The sequence below is a fragment of the uncultured Thiodictyon sp. genome (assembly GCA_903837595.1).
In the GTDB taxonomy this organism is placed as follows: Bacteria; Pseudomonadota; Gammaproteobacteria; order Chromatiales; family Chromatiaceae; genus Thiodictyon.
This window is the reverse complement of the sequence record CAILVI010000289.1, coordinates 23963-40938: the sequence shown is the minus strand read 5'-3', so window position 1 is coordinate 40938 and position 16976 is coordinate 23963. Positions and strand designations below refer to the sequence as shown.

General features: G+C 63.0%; 12 protein-coding genes and 1 tRNA gene. 5 read left to right on the top strand and 8 right to left on the bottom strand.

The features are described 5' to 3' along the window. Positions 1-138: 138 nt before the first annotated feature. On the bottom strand, positions 139-615 hold the full coding sequence (locus QZY44_RS16140; protein WP_295448228.1) for a hypothetical protein: 477 nt from the start codon (positions 613-615) through the stop codon (positions 139-141). A gap of 283 nt (positions 616-898) precedes the next feature. Next, positions 899-2392, bottom strand: a complete 1494-nt coding sequence (locus QZY44_RS16135; RefSeq protein ID WP_295448225.1) for a hypothetical protein — start codon at positions 2390-2392, stop codon at positions 899-901. A 193-nt stretch (positions 2393-2585) separates the two neighbouring features. Between QZY44_RS16135 and QZY44_RS16130 the strand changes: the two genes are divergently transcribed. Further along, positions 2586-2864 (top strand): hypothetical protein, encoded by a 279-nt coding sequence (locus QZY44_RS16130; protein ID WP_295448223.1) that lies wholly within the window; start codon positions 2586-2588, stop codon positions 2862-2864. 159 nt (positions 2865-3023) lie between these two features. Here the strand turns inward: QZY44_RS16130 and QZY44_RS16125 are convergent. The 6 genes from QZY44_RS16125 to recA all read right to left on the bottom strand — a co-directional run bounded on the left by QZY44_RS16125 (position 3024) and on the right by recA (position 9199). Next, positions 3024-3114, bottom strand: a tRNA-Ser gene (locus tag QZY44_RS16125). Between the two features lie 184 nt (positions 3115-3298). Beyond that, positions 3299-3514 carry a carbon storage regulator CsrA gene (gene csrA / locus QZY44_RS16120; RefSeq protein ID WP_295448220.1) on the bottom strand — a complete coding sequence of 72 codons (216 nt, stop codon included), beginning with the start codon at positions 3512-3514 and terminating at the stop codon, positions 3299-3301. A 228-nt stretch (positions 3515-3742) separates the two neighbouring features. After that, positions 3743-4969 (bottom strand): aspartate kinase, encoded by a 1227-nt coding sequence (locus tag QZY44_RS16115; RefSeq protein WP_295448217.1) that lies wholly within the window; start codon positions 4967-4969, stop codon positions 3743-3745. 61 nt (positions 4970-5030) lie between these two features. Beyond that, positions 5031-7634 carry an alanine--tRNA ligase gene (gene alaS, locus QZY44_RS16110; RefSeq protein WP_295448213.1) on the bottom strand — a complete coding sequence of 868 codons (2604 nt, stop codon included), beginning with the start codon at positions 7632-7634 and terminating at the stop codon, positions 5031-5033. A 33-nt stretch (positions 7635-7667) separates the two neighbouring features. After that, positions 7668-8123 carry a regulatory protein RecX gene (locus QZY44_RS16105; protein ID WP_295448210.1) on the bottom strand — a complete coding sequence of 152 codons (456 nt, stop codon included), beginning with the start codon at positions 8121-8123 and terminating at the stop codon, positions 7668-7670. 17 nt (positions 8124-8140) lie between these two features. After that, complete coding sequence (gene recA / locus QZY44_RS16100; protein ID WP_295448207.1) at positions 8141-9199, bottom strand: recombinase RecA; 1059 nt, start codon at positions 9197-9199, stop codon at positions 8141-8143. Positions 9200-9412: 213 nt separating this feature from the next. On the opposite strand from recA, the gene QZY44_RS16095 reads away from it, so the two are divergent. The 4 genes from QZY44_RS16095 to QZY44_RS16080 all read left to right on the top strand — a co-directional run bounded on the left by QZY44_RS16095 (position 9413) and on the right by QZY44_RS16080 (position 16443). Further along, the gene (locus QZY44_RS16095) at positions 9413-10036 is read left to right on the top strand and encodes a Uma2 family endonuclease (protein WP_295448204.1); all 624 of its coding nucleotides are present in this window, start codon (positions 9413-9415) and stop codon (positions 10034-10036) included. Between the two features lie 43 nt (positions 10037-10079). Continuing rightward, positions 10080-11363: a DEAD/DEAH box helicase family protein gene (locus tag QZY44_RS16090; RefSeq protein WP_295448201.1), complete on the top strand. Its 1284-nt coding sequence runs from the start codon at positions 10080-10082 to the stop codon at positions 11361-11363. Between the two features lie 66 nt (positions 11364-11429). Further along, the gene (locus tag QZY44_RS16085; RefSeq protein ID WP_295448198.1) at positions 11430-13190 is read left to right on the top strand and encodes a hypothetical protein; all 1761 of its coding nucleotides are present in this window, start codon (positions 11430-11432) and stop codon (positions 13188-13190) included. 298 nt (positions 13191-13488) lie between these two features. Beyond that, positions 13489-16443 (top strand): site-specific DNA-methyltransferase, encoded by a 2955-nt coding sequence (locus QZY44_RS16080; RefSeq protein ID WP_295448194.1) that lies wholly within the window; start codon positions 13489-13491, stop codon positions 16441-16443. The last annotated feature ends 533 nt before the right edge of the window (positions 16444-16976 follow it).

Below are 16976 nucleotides of genomic sequence, written 5' to 3'. Positions count from 1 at the left end.
TACCGTCTCATAGATACCGCCGGAATAAGGCATAATACGAAGCTCGAGGCGGCCGCTGATTATAATCAAGCCCTTCCTGTACTCAGGTCTGGACCGCCACTGGTCTGCTTTGGCCATCCTGCGATGGGCCGATCGAGTTCAGGGCCCAATCGCGTCGACCGGCGTCAGGGTCATCTCGCCGCCGAAGATCGAAGCGTTGGAAAAGAGATACCCATGCGTACACATCAGAGAGACCTGGGCCGTTGAGGGAGCGGTGAACCGGTTCAGCGCCACCGCACTGACATTGACTTGACGCGTCCAGTCGGACGAGGTGTTCACCGCGTAATATTGAGTGCCCACCTGATATTGATGACCATCATAGTCGTATGTGAAGTAGCACTGGGCGCCACTCTTGGGTGCGGTCGACTGGCCGTCGATCCGCGCGGTAATCAGATAACTGCCTGGCTCCACAGTCGTTGTCAGCACGGGGACCACGGGCCCAAAATTGGTCGTCGGTCCCCCCGGAATCGTCACCTGAATGGGCCTTTGGACATAATAGCCGGTGTTGTAGGCGAACGCGCTGGTGCTCAGCATTAAAGCCGCAATGGCCAGACCGGTTTTGCTCTGGATCTTCATAACTGCCTCCGATTTCTTGTGGACCCCTTACAGGGTGTAGCTGCGCAATGGCTGCAAGACCCCATGGGGGGCCTCACAGTCCTAAGTTTGATCGCTGGGACCCCGGTGAGCCATCAGCGGCAGCAGCGGCAGCTTGTCGGAAATTTCTGAGACGGTGTCGGAAAATGATCAGCCGGGACGCAAAGACCGCGAGGTTTTTCCTCAGCATGCGCGATGGGTAGGGCGAACGGTGACAACCCCGGGGCCCGCCGCGGCGGCGACTTGGCCGGGATTCTGAGGCAGTTCACCGGCCAGCGGTCTGTTCGTCCTCGATGCGCACGAAAAACAACAGGACCATGGCGGGGATAGTGGCCAACAGGCCGATGTTGAAGAGCCCGAGATAGCCGACCCGCTCGACGATGACCCCGCCCATCCCGCCGAAGAGTGCCGAGAAGACCGACATGAAGGCCGAACCGATGGCGTAGTGCCCGGCCTTGAACGCGGGGTTGCAGGTCCGCAGGATGTACACGATCAACACGGCATTACCCAGACCGGCAGCGATCTGTTCGATGGAGTAAACGCCGCAGATGATCAGGAACCCGACCGGCTCGGTCGCCAACGGGTGCTCCCAGGCCAGCCAGACATAGGCCAGGATATTGATGTTCATCAATAGGGTCAGCGGCCAGACGGCGCGGCGCAGGCCCGTGCGTTTGATCCACAGCCCCCCGACGGTGGTCCCGAGGATAGACCCGATCAGCCCCAAGAGACCGCTCATCCAGGCTAACTGGGTGTTATCCACCAAAAGAAAACGCTTGAGGAACGGGGTCCCCATCGAGAAGATGATCTCGTCCCCGATCTTGTAGAACATGATGAAGGCGAGGCTCAGCGCCACGGCCGGCCGGGCCTGGGCGAGCAGCGTGAGCAGCATGAAGGCAAAACCATAGGTCACCGCCTGGATGGCCGGAACACCAGCGCCCAAGAGGACGCCACTCAAGACTAGGCCGAGCGCCGGGGCACTGGCCAGGGCGATCACCGAGCGACGGCGCGAAACCCCCAGATAGTCAGCGAAGGAGCTCAAGAAGTCACCTGCCGCCTCCCGCACGCCGATGACCCGGGTGCGCGCCTGCTGGTAACGCGGGAGTTTGAGCCAGTGCAGGATGGTGAGAACCGCCATGACCAGGGCACCGGCCGCAAAACCGCAGCCCCAGGCAGCATACAGGTTGCCCTCGAAGGCGTTCTTGGCGATCTGGGCCACCGCCAGGATGATCCCGAAGCGCGCCATGATCATGGCCACCCGGTAGGCCATGACGCGGAAGCCGGTATAACCGGCCTGCTCCTTGGGATCGGCGATACCCTCCATGTAATAGCCGTCGATGGCGACATCATTGGTCGCCGCGAGGAAGGCCATGGCAACGAAGATGCCGACCAAGAGTGCGTCCGGCACCCCCGCGATCTGGTCGATCCCGCGGCCCAGGCACAGCACGGCCAGCAGCGCGGTCAATAGGGTCAGGAGCGCCTGAACCAGGATCATCCAGGTCCGCCGGGTGGAATAGATGTCCACCAGCGGCGCCCACAGGAATTTCAGGTTCCAGGGCAGCCCGAGAAAGTTGAGATAGCCCAAGGCGCGCTCGGACATCCCGACGTCGGTAAAAAACACCGACGACATGGCTCGCACCACCATGTACGGAAAACCCTGGGCGAAATAGGTCGAGAAGACCCACCAGCGGGGATCGCCTCCAGGGATGGCGGGTAGCGGCGCAGCGTGGCCGGCGGTGTCGGGTAGCGGGGGCTTGGCCATGGCAACCTCTCGGTCTACCCCAAGGGTAACGCCTGGGGCTGAATCTTCCGATTCATGATACAGGGTTGCAACCGTGAAATGGGGTAGCCCTCGACGTCAAGCGGCTGGACGCACCGACCGCTGATCATCTCCGCTTGACACGCGCACCGCTTCGGGCCTAGGTTCCGCCGGACAACCGAGCGAGAAATAGCCCATGAAGAAACCGCTGAGAGTGATCGGCGTCCTGTTAAACCTGCTGTGTCTGAGCGCCCTGGCCTGGACGCTGACCCAGCACGGTGCGCCTGATGCAGCGGCCGATCAGATACTGGTGACAGGCTTCATCTTGGCCTTCATCGTCAACGCGGTCGCCATCTGGCTTTTGCCGTCGTCTGCTGACGACAGTTGGCCAGGGCTATTTTTCGAGCGCAAGCGCCTTGAAGAAAAGGTCCGCGTGATGGCACTCAGGGAAAAGGCGGGCGAGGCGCAGATTTGAGGCGTATAGACGCCCAGGGCACGCGAAAAGGCGACCGTCCGCTGGCTGGTTGAGCCGAAGTCGGGGCCTTGCAGATGCATAAAGGGGGGACTAGACCGCGGACCCACTCTGCGAGCACGAGTCAAGCGACTGATGCATAAAGTGGTTCTTTTAGGGAATTGGCGGAGAGAGAGGGATTCGAACCCTCGATGGGCTTTTGACCCATACTCCCTTAGCAGGGGAGCGCCTTCAGCCGCTCGGCCATCTCTCCGGGAAATAAAATCGCGAAGGGCACATAGGCCCTTGGAACTCGGGCAGCGCAAACACGCGCAGCAGCCGCTACGTCCCACCCGACAGACTGACTTGGGCCAATCTCTGGTGTTGTTCAGCTAACAAGCCGGACTCGTTAACGTCACGAGTCCGGCATTGTAGCGCGGACGCGCCCTGCTGGCCAGTTACTCGGGCTCGGCTTCCTGGCCATCGGCATCGGCCCCGTGGGCCTCGGCCTGCTCGCGCTTAATGCGCTCGTAAATTTCCTCACGATGCACGGCAACGTCCCGGGGGGCGTTCACGCCGATGCGGACTTGGTTGCCCTTGACCCCAAGGACAGTAACGGTGACCTCGTCACCGATCATAAGGGTCTCACCTACTCGGCGAGTCAAGATCAACATTGCTGCTTTCTCCCTTCCGTTCCTTTTTTCCGACTTAAGTGGCCCGCCCGGCATCACCGCAGCGCAATCCAGCGCCAGATCATGTGAGCGAAACCACACCCAGACCAAGCTGGGGGCGAACTACCCCCAACCGGGATCTTAGCAATAGCTCGGGTAAAGACCCAAGCATTTCTTGAGTTTTCTGACAAAATGTCCGACAAAACCCGACACCAGGTCCCGTGCGTCGGTTCAGGCCGGTGCGCGGTCGAGCCCGAAGGCGTCGTGCAGCGCGCGCACCCCGAGTTCCAGGTATTTTTCATCCACTACCACGGAGATCTTGATCTCCGAGGTGGAGATCATCCGGATGTTGATCCCCTCGCGGGCCAGCGCGGCAAACATCTGGCTGGCGATCCCGGCGTGGTTACGCATGCCCACGCCCACCAAGGAAATCTTGACGATATGCGCATCACCCAGCACCTGCCGCGCCGCGAGCCCCGCGGCAGCCGACTGAAGGATCTCCAGGGCACGCTCATAGTCGTTGCGGTGGACGGTGAAGGTGAAATCAGTGGTCGTCTCGTCCGGGGCAATATTCTGGACGATCATATCCACTTCGATGTTGGCCGCGGCGATCGGCCCCAGGATCTTGTGGGCGACGCCGGGCTGATCCGGCACCCCCAACACAGTCAGTTTGGCCTCGTCGCGGCTGAAGGCGATGCCGGCGATCTGGGCGTCTTCCACGGTGTCTTCCTCGAATGTAATCAGTGTGCCCGCGCCCTCGTCAAAGCTGGAGAGCACGCGTAATGGAACTTTGTATTTGCCGGCAAACTCCACCGAACGGATCTGCAGGACCTTGGAACCCAGGCTGGCCATCTCCAGCATCTCCTCGAAGGTGATGCGATCGAGCTTGCGCGCCTTGGGCTCCACCCGCGGGTCGGTGGTATAGACCCCGTCCACGTCGGTGTAGATCTGGCACTCGTCGGCCTTTAGCGCGGCGGCCACGGCCACCGCGGAGGTGTCTGAACCGCCGCGCCCGAGCGTCGTAATGTTGCCCTGCGCGTCGACCCCCTGGAAACCGGCGATGACCACCACGCGGCCGGCGTCCAGGTCGGCGCGCACGCGAGCGGCGTCGATATCGTGGATGCGCGCCTTGTTGTGGGCACTGTCGGTCAGGATGTGGACCTGGCCACCGGTGTAGGAGCGGGCCGGGCAGCCGATCGCATCCAAGGCCATGGCCAGCAGCGCGATGGTCACCTGCTCGCCGGTGGACAGCAGTACGTCCAGCTCCCGCGGCAGGGGGCGCTCCTGGACCTGCTTGGCGAGCCCGATCAGCCGATCAGTCTCCCCGGACATGGCGGAGAGCACCACCACCACCTGATGACCCTGATCGCGGCCCCGCTTGACGCGCTGCGCGACGGCGCGGATGCGCTCGGTGTTGGCGACTGAGGTGCCGCCATATTTCTGTACGATCAATGCCATCGAAATCTCTAGCTAAGCCCCGAAGGGGCGTGACATACCAGCCCAGGGCAACGCCCTGGGGTCAAGCCAACCCCTGCCTAACCCACCCCTCAACAAACGCCAGGGCGGCTGGCAGCCGGTCCGGATCATTGCCGCCGGCCTGGGCCATGTCTGGTCGACCCCCGCCCTTGCCGCCGACTAAGGCGGCGGCCTCGCGGATCAGGTCCCCGGCCTTGAGCCGCGCGGTCAGGTCCTTGGTGACACCGGCTACCAGGCTAACCTTGCCGTCCGCCACGGCGGCCAGGAGTACCACCGCGGAGCCGAGGCTATCCTTGATCTGGTCCAGGGTGTCGCGCAGCGCCTTGGGGTCGACCCCGTCAAGGCGCGCGGCCAGGACCTTCACCCCGCACACCTCCACCGCCTGGGACACCAGGTCCTTGCCGGCCGAACTGGCCAGGCGTGACTTGATCTGATCGAGCTCCTTCTCCAGCGTCCGACTGCGCTCCAGGAGACTCGTGACCCGCTCGTCCAGGTCTTCGCGTCCGCCCTTGAGAACAGCGGCCAGACGCAGCACCCGCTCCTCGTCGGCCTGCACCCAGTCGAGCGCATTGGCCCCGGTCACGGCCTCGATCCGGCGCACCCCGGAGGCGATACCACCCTCGGCGACGATCTTGCAGAACCCGATGTCGCCGACGGCCTTCACATGGGTGCCGCCGCACAGCTCGGTCGAGAAGTCGCCCATGCGCAGGAGGCGCACCTGATCACCGTACTTCTCACCGAACAGGGCCATGGCACCGGTGGCCTTGGCGTCCTCCAGGCTCATGATACGGGTCTCAACCATATGATTGTGCCGGATCTCGCGATTCACCAGCCGCTCGATCGTGATCAATTGTTCACGCGACACCGGCTCGAAGTGTGAAAAATCGAAACGCAGCCGCTCGGCGCCGACCTGTGAGCCCTTCTGCTGGACATGCTCGCCCAGCACCTGGCGCAGCGCGGCGTGCAGCAGATGGGTGGCCGAGTGGTTGAGCGCGGTAGCCGTGCGCCGCTCGGCATCGACCGCCGCCGCCACACTGTCACCGACCCGCAGCTGTCCGTTGACGACCCGCCCCAGATGGCAGATGACCCCCTCCCCCTTCTTCTGGGTATCGGTCACCGCGAACTGGCCGGCCTCCCCGGTGAGGGTGCCACGGTCGCCCAACTGCCCACCGGACTCGGCGTAAAAGGGCGTGAGGTCGAGGATCACGAGCCCGTCCTGGTCCTCGTCCAGCGCGTCGCAGGACTGGCCGCTGTGGTAGATCGCAACCACGGTGGCACGCTCACTCAGGTGGTCGTAGCCGCAGAACTCGGCCTGGCCCTGGAAGTCGATGGCGACATCCTGGCCGACGCCGAACTGACTCGCGGCGCGGGCGCGCCCCTTCTGCTCGGCCATGGCGCGCTCGAAACCCTCATGATCGACGGTCAGGCCGCGCTCGCGGGCGATATCGGCCGTCAGATCAATGGGGAATCCGTAGGTGTCATAGAGCTTGAAGACCGTCTCACCGGGGATGCGCCCGTCGGTGAGCCCGGCGATGGCGCCCTCGAGGATGCCCATCCCGTTGGCCAGGGTCTCCGCAAAGCGCTCCTCCTCCAGCCGAACCACCCGCTCGATCTGGATCTCAGCGGCGGCCAGCTCCGGATAGGCATGCCCCATCTCGGCGACCAGGGGGGCGACCAGACGGTAGAAGAAGGGTTCATTCGCCCCCAGGCGGTAGCCGTGGCGGATGGCGCGCCGCATAATGCGGCGCAACACATAGCCGCGTCCCTCGTTGCCGGGGGTGACGCCGTCGGCGATCAGGAAGGCGGTGGAACGGCTGTGGTCGGCGATCACCCGCAGTGACTTGTCGGCGCGGTCGGTACACCCGGTCACCGCGGCGGCCGCGTCGATCAGGTTGACGAACAAATCGATGTCGTAGTTACTGTGTACACCCTGGATGACCGCGGCCAGTCGCTCCAGGCCCATGCCGGTGTCCACCGAGGGGCGCGGCAGCGGGGTCAGGGTGCCGTCCGCGGCGCGATTGAACTGCATGAAGACCAGGTTCCAGATCTCCACATAGCGGTCGCCGTCGGCGTCCGGGGAGCCGGGCGGGCCACCGGGGATCGTCGGGCCGTGGTCGTAGAAGATCTCAGAACAGGGGCCGCAGGGGCCGGTCTCGCCCATCGACCAGAAGTTGTCCGCGGCGCCGCAGCGCGAGAAGCGGTTGGGGTCGACCTTCATCTCGTTGAGCCAGATGTCGGCCGCCTCGTCGTCCTCGACGAAGACCGTCACCCACAGACGCTCGGGCGGCAGGCCCAGCACCCGGGTCAGATAGTCCCAGGCGAAGCCGATGGCCTCGCGCTTGAAATAGTCGCCGAAGCTGAAGTTACCCAGCATCTCGAAAAAGGTGTGATGCCGGGCGGTATAACCCACGTTCTCCAAGTCGTTGTGCTTGCCACCGGCGCGCACACAGCGCTGCGACGTCACTGCGCGCTGATAAGGGCGGCGCTCGCGACCGAGAAACAGGTCCTTGAACTGGACCATGCCCGCGTTGGTGAACAGGAGCGTCGCGTCATTGGCGGGAATCAGGGGGCTGGAGGCGACCCGTTGATGCTCCCGTTGGGCGAAATAATCGATAAAGCTGGCGCGGAGCTCGGCACTGGTGGTCATGGGGCTACTCAAATGGACCGCAACACAGGGCGGTCAGTCGTTCCAACGAAGGTGGCGACGGATCAGCTCGGACGGGAAGCCGCGGCTTTCCAAAAAACGGCCACGGCGGCCGTAATCGGCGTGATCAGTCGGCGGGACCGGGCCGAAGCGCCGGTCATGCGTCTGCGCGAGGAGCTGCGGCCAGGCGTCCTGCATCGCCTCCAGATGGGGATCGATGGCCTCATCCGACAAGCCCTTATCGCGCAGTTCGGCGCGGATCCGCAAGGGACCGAAGCCCTTGCCCACCCGCTCGGCGACATAGGTCTCCGCCAGCCGCACCTCATCAATGAGGCCCTGCTCCACGAGCCCGGCCAGGATCGGCTCGATCGCGTCCGCATCGTAACCGCGGGCTTTGATCTTGCGCTCCAACTCCAACCGGGAGTGCTCGCGGACGGCGAGCAACTTGAGCGCCAGGCGCTCGATCGCCGCAGGCGGGTCGGGGTCTTCCATCTGGCGGGCTGCCGCGCCTAGGGCTCTAGGTCCGACGCCGGTTCGGCGGGATCAAGGACATCGATGGTGGGCGCGTCGTCCGCCGGTTGCGGAAGCAGTTTCTCGCGGATGCGCGCCTCGATGGCCTTCGCCAGCTCCTGGTTTTCCTTGAGGAAGACCCGCGCATTGTCCTTGCCCTGGCCGACGCGGTTACCGCCGTAGCTGTACCAGGCCCCGGACTTGTCGATGATCCCCGCGGCCACGCCCAGGTCGACGATCTCACCCTCGCGCGAGATACCCTCGCCGTAGAGGATATCGAACTCGGCCTGCTTGAAGGGCGGGGCGACCTTGTTCTTGACCACCTTCACCTTGGTCTCGCTACCGATGACCTCGTCGCCCTTCTTGATGCTGCCGGTGCGACGGATGTCGAGACGCACCGAGGCGTAAAACTTGAGCGCGTTGCCGCCGGTGGTGGTCTCCGGGGAGCCGAACATCACCCCGATCTTCATGCGAATCTGATTGATGAAGATGACCAGGCAGTTGGACCGCTTGATGTTGCCGGTGAGCTTGCGCAGCGCCTGCGACATCAGGCGCGCCTGCAGCCCCATATGCGAGTCGCCCATCTCGCCCTCGATCTCGGCCTTGGGCGTCAGGGCCGCCACCGAGTCCACCACCACGATGTCCACCGCGTTGGAGCGCACCAGCATGTCGGTGATCTCCAGCGCCTGCTCGCCGGTGTCGGGCTGGGAGACCAGCAGGTCGTTCATGTTGACGCCGAGCTTCTGGGCGTAGCCCGGGTCCAGCGCGTGTTCCGCGTCCACGAAGGCCGCGACCCCGCCAAACTTCTGGGCCTCGGCGATCACGTGCAGGGTCAGCGTCGTCTTACCGGACGACTCAGGCCCGTAGATCTCCACCACCCGCCCCTTGGGCAGGCCGCCGATGCCGAGCGCCAGATCGAGCCCCAGCGAGCCGGTGGAAATCACCTCGATATTGCGCGCGGCGCTCACATCGCCCATGCGCATCACCGACCCCTTACCGAACTGTTTTTCGATCTGGGTCAGGGCGGCGGCCAGGGCCTTTTTGCGATTTTCGTCCATCGGGTCTCCGTTGGTGCCGCCCGGGGATGCGGGCGCCGATCCAGGCTGTAAAGGCGGTGATTATCGCACAGCCAAGGGGCATCGCACATCGGCCGGACCGGCGGCCGTAGGGTCCGCTGCGCGGACCGGCGAGCGCGCCCCGAGCCGGGTGGCCAAGCACACGATCAACGGCTTAGAATCAGACCCAGCCCAACCACCCGCAGGACCGGCCCCATGTCCACCCAAGCCCGCTACGCGCTGACGGACGACCGCCCGACCGAGGACGTCGAAGACCACATCATCCACCTGTCCGGTGTGACCTGGGACGACTACGAGCGCCTGCTCGTGATGCGCGGGGACCACTCGGCCCCACGGATTTGCTACCTGCACGGCGAGGTCGAGATCATGAGCCCATCGCGAACCCACGAGGCGATCAAGTCAGTCATCGGCCGGCTGGTCGAGACCTTCTGCCTGGAGCGTGATATCCCCTTTTCCGTCGTCGGCTCCTGGACCCTCAAGTCCCAACCCAAGTCGCGCGGCGCCGAGCCGGACGAAAGCTACATCTTCGGTAACCCCGACGCCGAGCGCCCGCACCTGGCGATCGAGGTGGTCTGGACCTCCGGGCGCATCGACAAGCTCGCCATCTACCGCAAGCTCGGTGTCGCCGAGGTCTGGTACTGGCGCAAGGGCCGCATTCAACCCTACGGACTGCGCGGCGAGAAGTATGTGCCGCTCACCACGAGCGAGGTGCTCCCTGGTCTGGATCTCGAGCTGCTCGGGGGCTTTCTCGACCGGCCGACGACGTTTGAGGCCATCCGCGGCTATCGGGAGGCGTTGCGGGAACTTGCCGCGCGCTAGCCGAGCGTGTGCGATATATTAGGAGCGCCAACGGGAGGACCCCATGACCGCCGTCACCATCGACAACCCGATCATCAACTCGCCGTTCGACGAACCGCGGCGCCATTTCCTGTTTTCGGCCAACGGCATCACCGACACCCTCGGCCGCGGCCGGCGCAAGAGCGTCTATTTTGTGCCGGTTCCGCGCCCGCGGCTCAAGGGCAAATCGCTCGAACTCAATCTCGAGCTCACCAGCACCGCCGAAGAAAACCATCTGATCAACGATATCCGCACGTCGGTGGGGCTCTGGCGGGCGACTCACTACGATGGGGCCGCGACCGTCACCCGGCGCCTGTTGGAGCATTGGCAGGACCCGGGGCGCGAGCGCAAACTGTTTTTCTGTCAGGTCGAAGCACTGGAGACCATCATCTATCTGACCGAGATCGCCCCCGCCAAAGGCGGCACGGAGGCAAGAAAGCTACTCAAACGCCTCAAAGATGCCAACGCACAAGCCACCCCCGCAGGCCACCCGATATTGCAGCGCTACGCGGCCAAGATGGCCACCGGCAGCGGCAAGACCGTCGTCATGGCGATGCTGATCGCCTGGCAGACCCTGAACAAACAGGCCGACGATGCCAAGCCACGGGACCAGGGACCAGGGACCAGGGACCAGGGACCATTATTCACCGACCGCTTCCTGATTGTCGCCCCCGGCATCACCATCAAGGACCGGCTGCGCACCCAGCTACCGAGTGATCCGAATAACTATTATCGCACACTCGACCTGGTCCCGGTCGCCTTCCAGGATGGGTTGGGCTCTGCCCGGATCGTCATCACCAACTATCACGCATTCATGCTACGTGAGGGCGGCGAGGCCGCCGGGCTGACCAAACGGGTACTGAACGGCAAACACGAGGTCAACCCATTCCGCGAGACACCAGGGCAGATGATCACGCGCCTATGCGCCGCCTTGGGTCCCAAGGGGCCGGTGATCGTACTCAACGACGAGGCCCACCATTGCTATCACCGCAAACCGGTGGGCACCGTCGAGGAGAAGCTCACCGGTACCGCCAAGCGGGAGGCCGAGCGCCGCGAGGCCGATGCGCGCGTCTGGATCTCCGGGCTGGAGGCGCTCCATGAGAAGCGCCGCATCAAGGCGGTCTATGACCTGTCGGCCACTCCCTTCTTTCTGGCCGGTTCCGGTTATCGCGAGGGCGATTTATTCCCCTGGGTGGTGTCCGATTTCGCCCTGATCGACGCCATCGAGAGCGGCATCGTCAAGGTGCCGCGGGTGCCGGTCGCGGACAATACCGACCAGCAGGAATCGCCGGTCTATCGCCGGCTGTGAGATGCCATCGGCAAACAACTGCCCAGCGGGACCCGCGGCAAGAAGACCGAGGCGCAAACGCCCCAGTTGCCCAAGGAACTGGAAGGCGCACTGCATCACCTCTACAGCGATTATGCGAAATCGTATGCCAGTTACCAGGAGCAGGCCGCCGCCGGCTGGGCCATCCTGCCGCCGGTCTTCATCGTCGTATGCAGCAATACCCAAGTCTCCAAGCTGGTGTTCGACTGGATCGCCGGCTATGAAAAGGCGCTGAACGGTGGCCAGACGGTCATCGTCCCCGGCCAACTGCCGATCTTCAGTAATGTCGAACAGCACGCTCAAGATACCCGCTGGTCGCACCGCCCCAATACACTCTTGATCGACAGCCAGGCACTGGAGTCCGGCGAGGCACTCACCGACGAGTTCAAACAGGCGGCGGCGCGCGAGATCGACGAATTCAAGGCCGAGATCCGCGAGCGCTTCCCGGGCCGCGCGGTGGAGGCACTGACCCATGAGGACATCCTGCGCGAGGTGATGAACACGGTGGGCAAGCCAGGCAAGCTCGGCGAGCACATCAAGTGCGTGGTGTCGGTCTCCATGCTCACCGAGGGCTGGGATGCCAATACCGTCACCCATATCCTGGGGGTGCGCGCCTTCGGCACCCAACTCATCTGCGAACAGGTCATCGGCCGCGGGCTGCGCCGCATGAGCTATGAGACGCAACCCCAGACGGTGCTGGTCGATGGCGAGCCGGTCACGTTCGACGCCTTCCCGGTGGAGTATGCCGAAGTCTATGGGGTGCCGTTTGAGTTCCTGCCGACCAGTGGCGGGCCGGAGCGCAAACGGCCGAAGGACAGCACCCATATCGCCAGCCTGGAGCAACATGGCAAGGCGCGGATCTGCTTTCCCCGGCTGACCGGGTATCGCCATGAGATCGCCGCGCAACAGCTCACTGCGCGCTTCTCCGAGAGCAGCCGCCTCATACTCAATTCCAAGCAATTGCCGACCATCGTCGAGAACGCCCCGATCATCGGGGCCTCCAGCATGCAACACCTGGACGACCTGAAGGCCAAGCGGATCAACGAGGTGGTGTTCCTGCTGGCCAAGTTGGTCTTGGAGAAGTATTTTCGCGAAGAGTCCGCCACCGAATATGCCATCGGCAGCCCCCTGGAGACCGACGTCAAGGGCTGGCTCTTTCCCCAACTATTGGTCATTGCCCGGCGCTGGCTCCATGACTGCGTGATCCCCCACTGCCAGGACGATACCTTTCCCCAACTCCTGCTGTTGGTCGAGCTGGCCCATACCGCCGCCGACCGCATCTATCAGGCCATCGTCAGCGGCGACACGACGGGCACGGCCCCGCGGCTCAAGCCGATCCTTCAGCCCTATAACACGCTGGGCGATACCGGCGGGATCGGTTATCTGAGTACCAAGGCCACCTGGCGCACCAATCACAAGAGCCACATCTCGCATGTGGTGTTGGACAGCGGTTGGGAGGGCACGGTCGCCAAGTCACTGGAGCAGATGGACGAGGTGCATGCCTATGTGAAGAACATCCCCCGGCTGGACTTCCTGATCCCCTATACCGTCGGCGGGCAGACGCGCACCTATCTGGTCGACTTCATCGCCCGTATCGACGACGGGCATGGCGCCGCCGACTTGCTGAATCTGCTCATCGAGGTGTCCGGCGAAAAGCGCGATGACAAGGACGCCAAGGTGGCCACCGTCAAGAGCCTCTGGGTGCCGGCGGTCAACAATGACGGGCGCTTCGGGCTCTGGGGCTTTGTCCAAATAAAGGACCCGCACGATGCCAAGAAGGACATCCGCGATTTTTTCCGTTCGCCATGAGCCTTGCGCTGGTCGAACGATCAAAGGGCGGACGGAAAAAATTGGAGTCTCTGCGTCGTTTGAATGACGCAATTGAACGCCGCTTCGACCATAAGAACACAGGAGGTCGAGGCTTTAGCCGGTCGACATTGCATCTCAACGGCCCTCCTCCGGCTAAAGCCTCGCCCTCCAGTGCGCAATGCCTGCGCGATGCAATGATGTACGGGCGGGGTTTAAATCGGCCGTAGGGGCGGGTTTCAAACCCGCCCCTACCCACGCAAACCTTACCCACTCCACATGATTTTGTGCTGAACTCACCATGGCCAATCAGACCCCGATCGACAGTCACAAGCACCAGGACGCGAGCCGTGCGAATATCCCGACCGAGGAGTTGCGGGATTTTGTCGCGGACGATGAGCATGAGCCCAAGACCATGCGCTATCCCCGTAACTCGGATCTCGATCCACAACTGGTCTGGCGCGGTAAGGACGCGCAGGACAGCGGCGACCTGGAGGTGCCGGTGGTGCCGGTCTATATCCAGGAGAAGGTCCACCCGCAGGCACTGATCGAGGACATCCGCACCGGCGGTCAGAGTGGCGAGTTGCAGCTCGATTTCTTCTCTGACTTCAACGGCATCGCCTTCGAGCAACTGATCAAATTCTATCAGCACAACCAGCATTGGCAGAACCGGCTGATCCTGGGCGACAGCCTGCAGGTGATGACCTCGCTGGCGGAGAAGGAGCGGCTCAAGGGCAAGGTGCAGATGATCTATCTGGACCCGCCCTATGGGATCAAATTCGGCTCCAACTGGCAGGTGAGCACCCGTAAGCGCGATGTGAAGGACGGTAAGGCCGAGGACCTCACCCGGCAGCCGGAACAGATCAAGGCGTTTCGGGACACCTGGGAATATGGCATCCATTCCTATCTGCCGCATCTGCGCGACCGGTTACAGGTGGCGCGCGAACTGCTGACCGAGAGCGGGTCGATCTTTGTGCAGATTGGGGATGAGAATGTTCATCTCGTCCGTTGCTTAATGGACGAGATATTTCAAACGAACAATTTCATATCGCTTATCCCTTTTGCAAAGACAAGCGGCACAACATCAAGCCAACTTGCGGCAACCTGCGATTACATCATCTGGTATGCAAAGAATCAACCATTATCAGTTTCAAAATATCGTCAGCTTCGCGTTGAAGTTGATCCAATCCCAAACCCAAACGAAAGATATGTATGCGTAGAAACCTCAGAAGGCGAAATCATAGATCTTTCGCTAAAGCAGAAGCAGAACCCGATTCTTAGGCCAGAAGGACGAATTCTGCAGCTTCGCCCCACCGATTCACAAGGTGCGACGGAAGATTCGAAGCGAGCAGTACAATGGCGTGGCAAGGATTATCTTCCCCCTAATGGTCGCCACTGGAGTGTTACTTCTGAGGAGATGAAAACAGTCGTAAAGAGTGGGCGGGCATTCGGTGTCGGGAACACGTTAACTTGGAAGTTTTATCGCGAACCAAACTTCAATCAAATTAACAATGACTGGATGGACATAAAGAAATCTGGATTCGGATCTGAGCAGATATATGTAGTGGAAACATTTAACGATGTGATTCAGCGATGCATCCTCATGACCACCGACCCCGGCGACCTGGTCCTGGACCCCACCTGCGGTTCAGGCACCACCGCCTATGTCGCCGAGCAGTGGGGCCGGCGCTGGATCACCATCGATACCTCCCGCGTTGCACTGGCCCTGGCGCGCACCCGGCTGATGGCCGCACGCTATCCTTATTATCTGCTGGCCGACTCGGAAGAGGGGCGCCGCAAGGCGATGGAGCTCACCGGGACCCTGCCACCCCCGGATGCCCCGCCCCCGCGGGACGACATCAAACAGGGCTTCGTCTATAAAACGGTCCCGCACGTCACACTCAAGGCCATCGCCAACAATGCCGAGATCGATACGATTCATGCCACCTGGCAGGAGACCCTGGGGCCGCTGCGCGCCGAGCTGAACCGGCTGCTCAACAAGCACTGGCAGGAATGGGAGGTCCCGCGGGAGGCCGAAACCCCATGGGCCACCGAGACCCAGACCCAGTTCGCCCGCCTGCAGACGCTGCGCAAGACCGCGGCACCCGATGCCCAGAGCGTCAACCATGGATTGCAGGGGCTCAATGCCACACTCGGGCGCCAGTACACACTCGACACCTTGCCGCCGCGCCCGGCCGACCCCTGGCCGACACCGATCGCCGAGATTCACCGCCAATGGTGGGACGCGCGCCGCGCGCGTCAACAGGCCATCGACGGATCGATTGCGCGCAACGCCGAGACCGAGACACTGTTCGATCAGCCCTATGAGGACAAGAAGCGGGTGCGGGTCACCGGACCCTTTACCGTCGAATCGCTCTCGCCCCATCGCGTCCTGCCGACCGGCGAGGGGAGTGCCGCCCTGCCCCAGGCCGAACGCGAGGCCAAGGACCAGGCAACCGATTTTGCCGTCCTGATCCTCGATAATCTGCGCAAGGCCGGGGTCCAGAATACGGTGAAACAGGAACGGCTCACCTTCGACCGGCTGGAACCCTTGGCCGGGTGCTGGATCCAGGCCGAGGGCGAATACACCGAGAAGGACGGCAAGGCCCGGCGGGTAGCGCTCTCACTCGGGCCTGAACATGGCACCCTAGGCGCCTTCCAGGTGAAGGAGGCGGCCAAGGAGGCGATCCAGGGCCTCGGCTTCGACCTGTTGCTGGTCTGCGCCTTTGCCTTCGACCCCTCGGTGACCGAGGAGGCCAAGCGCTATGGCAAATTGACCATCCTGCCGGTGAAGATGAACCCAGACCTGGCGATGGGCGACGAGTTGCTGAAGAAGACCGGCAGCGGCAATCTGTTCATGGTCTTCGGCGAGCCGGACATCGCCCCGGTCGATCCCAAGACCGGCAAGCTGATGGCGCAAAAAGACGGCCGGTTCACTGTCGAGATCCGCGGGCTGGACATCTACGACCCCACCACCGGCCAGGTCCGCAGCCACGGCACCGATGACATCGCCTGCTGGTTCATCGACACAAATTATAACGGCGAGAGTTTTTTTGTCCGCCACGCCTATTTCACCGGCGGCGACAAGCCCTATGAGAAGCTCAAGCGTGCACTCAAGGCCGACATCGACGAGTCGGCCTGGGAGGCGCTGTACCGGACCCGCAGCCGCTCCTTCCCGCCCCCAATCACCGGCAAGGTGGCGGTGAAGGTCATCAACCATTATGGCGATGAAGTGCTCAAGGTCTTCGAGGTATAGCGTGGATCAGCGATTCCCGTAGGATGGGTAGAGCGCAGCGAAACCCATCATTTGCGCGCATCCAAGGCATCTGTTGCTGGGTTTCGCCGCGCTCTACCCAGCCTACAGGCGCTGTGCGGATTGGCGCGGCGGCGAATACGTTTACAGTCGCTCCAGCGGTGTCGCACCACGCCAGGCCCCAGCGGTACCGATCAAGACTCGCGCGGCGTCCCGCGAGGCTTCAGCCGTGCGCCGCAAGGATCGCGGCATACGTCGCAAGGATCGCGGCGTGCATCTCAAGGATCGCGGCATACATCTCAAGGATCGCGGCGTACGCCGCAAGTGTCGCGGCGTACGCCGCGAGCAATACGACGTGTGTAAGCCGCTTAACACGATGATATTAAGCGTTTTTACACCTCACGCCTGAGCCTTTGCGGCGTACGCCGCGAACCCTCAGGAACGCGCCGCAGGTCTTGAGATGTGCCGCCCGCGGGCTCAGCGACACCGCGCCAGGGTCCCGGGGGTCCGCCGCAGGTCGGCGGCGGCCGGTTTGC

Bases quoted from the DNA above. Each gene is read 5' to 3' on its own strand.
- recA (WP_295448207.1), bottom strand. From the start codon at position 9,199: ATGGACGAAAATCGCAAAAAGGCCCTGGCCGCCGCCCTGACCCAGATC.
- csrA (WP_295448220.1), bottom strand. From the start codon at position 3,514: ATGTTGATCTTGACTCGCCGAGTAGGTGAGACCCTTATGATCGGTGAC.
- QZY44_RS16135 (WP_295448225.1), bottom strand. From the start codon at position 2,392: ATGGCCAAGCCCCCGCTACCCGACACCGCCGGCCACGCTGCGCCGCTA.
- QZY44_RS16095 (WP_295448204.1), top strand. From the start codon at position 9,413: ATGTCCACCCAAGCCCGCTACGCGCTGACGGACGACCGCCCGACCGAG.
- QZY44_RS16080 (WP_295448194.1), top strand. From the start codon at position 13,489: ATGGCCAATCAGACCCCGATCGACAGTCACAAGCACCAGGACGCGAGC.
- alaS (WP_295448213.1), bottom strand. From the start codon at position 7,634: ATGACCACCAGTGCCGAGCTCCGCGCCAGCTTTATCGATTATTTCGCC.
- QZY44_RS16090 (WP_295448201.1), top strand. From the start codon at position 10,080: ATGACCGCCGTCACCATCGACAACCCGATCATCAACTCGCCGTTCGAC.
- QZY44_RS16130 (WP_295448223.1), top strand. From the start codon at position 2,586: ATGAAGAAACCGCTGAGAGTGATCGGCGTCCTGTTAAACCTGCTGTGT.
- QZY44_RS16140 (WP_295448228.1), bottom strand. From the start codon at position 615: ATGAAGATCCAGAGCAAAACCGGTCTGGCCATTGCGGCTTTAATGCTG.
- QZY44_RS16105 (WP_295448210.1), bottom strand. From the start codon at position 8,123: ATGGAAGACCCCGACCCGCCTGCGGCGATCGAGCGCCTGGCGCTCAAG.
- QZY44_RS16115 (WP_295448217.1), bottom strand. From the start codon at position 4,969: ATGGCATTGATCGTACAGAAATATGGCGGCACCTCAGTCGCCAACACC.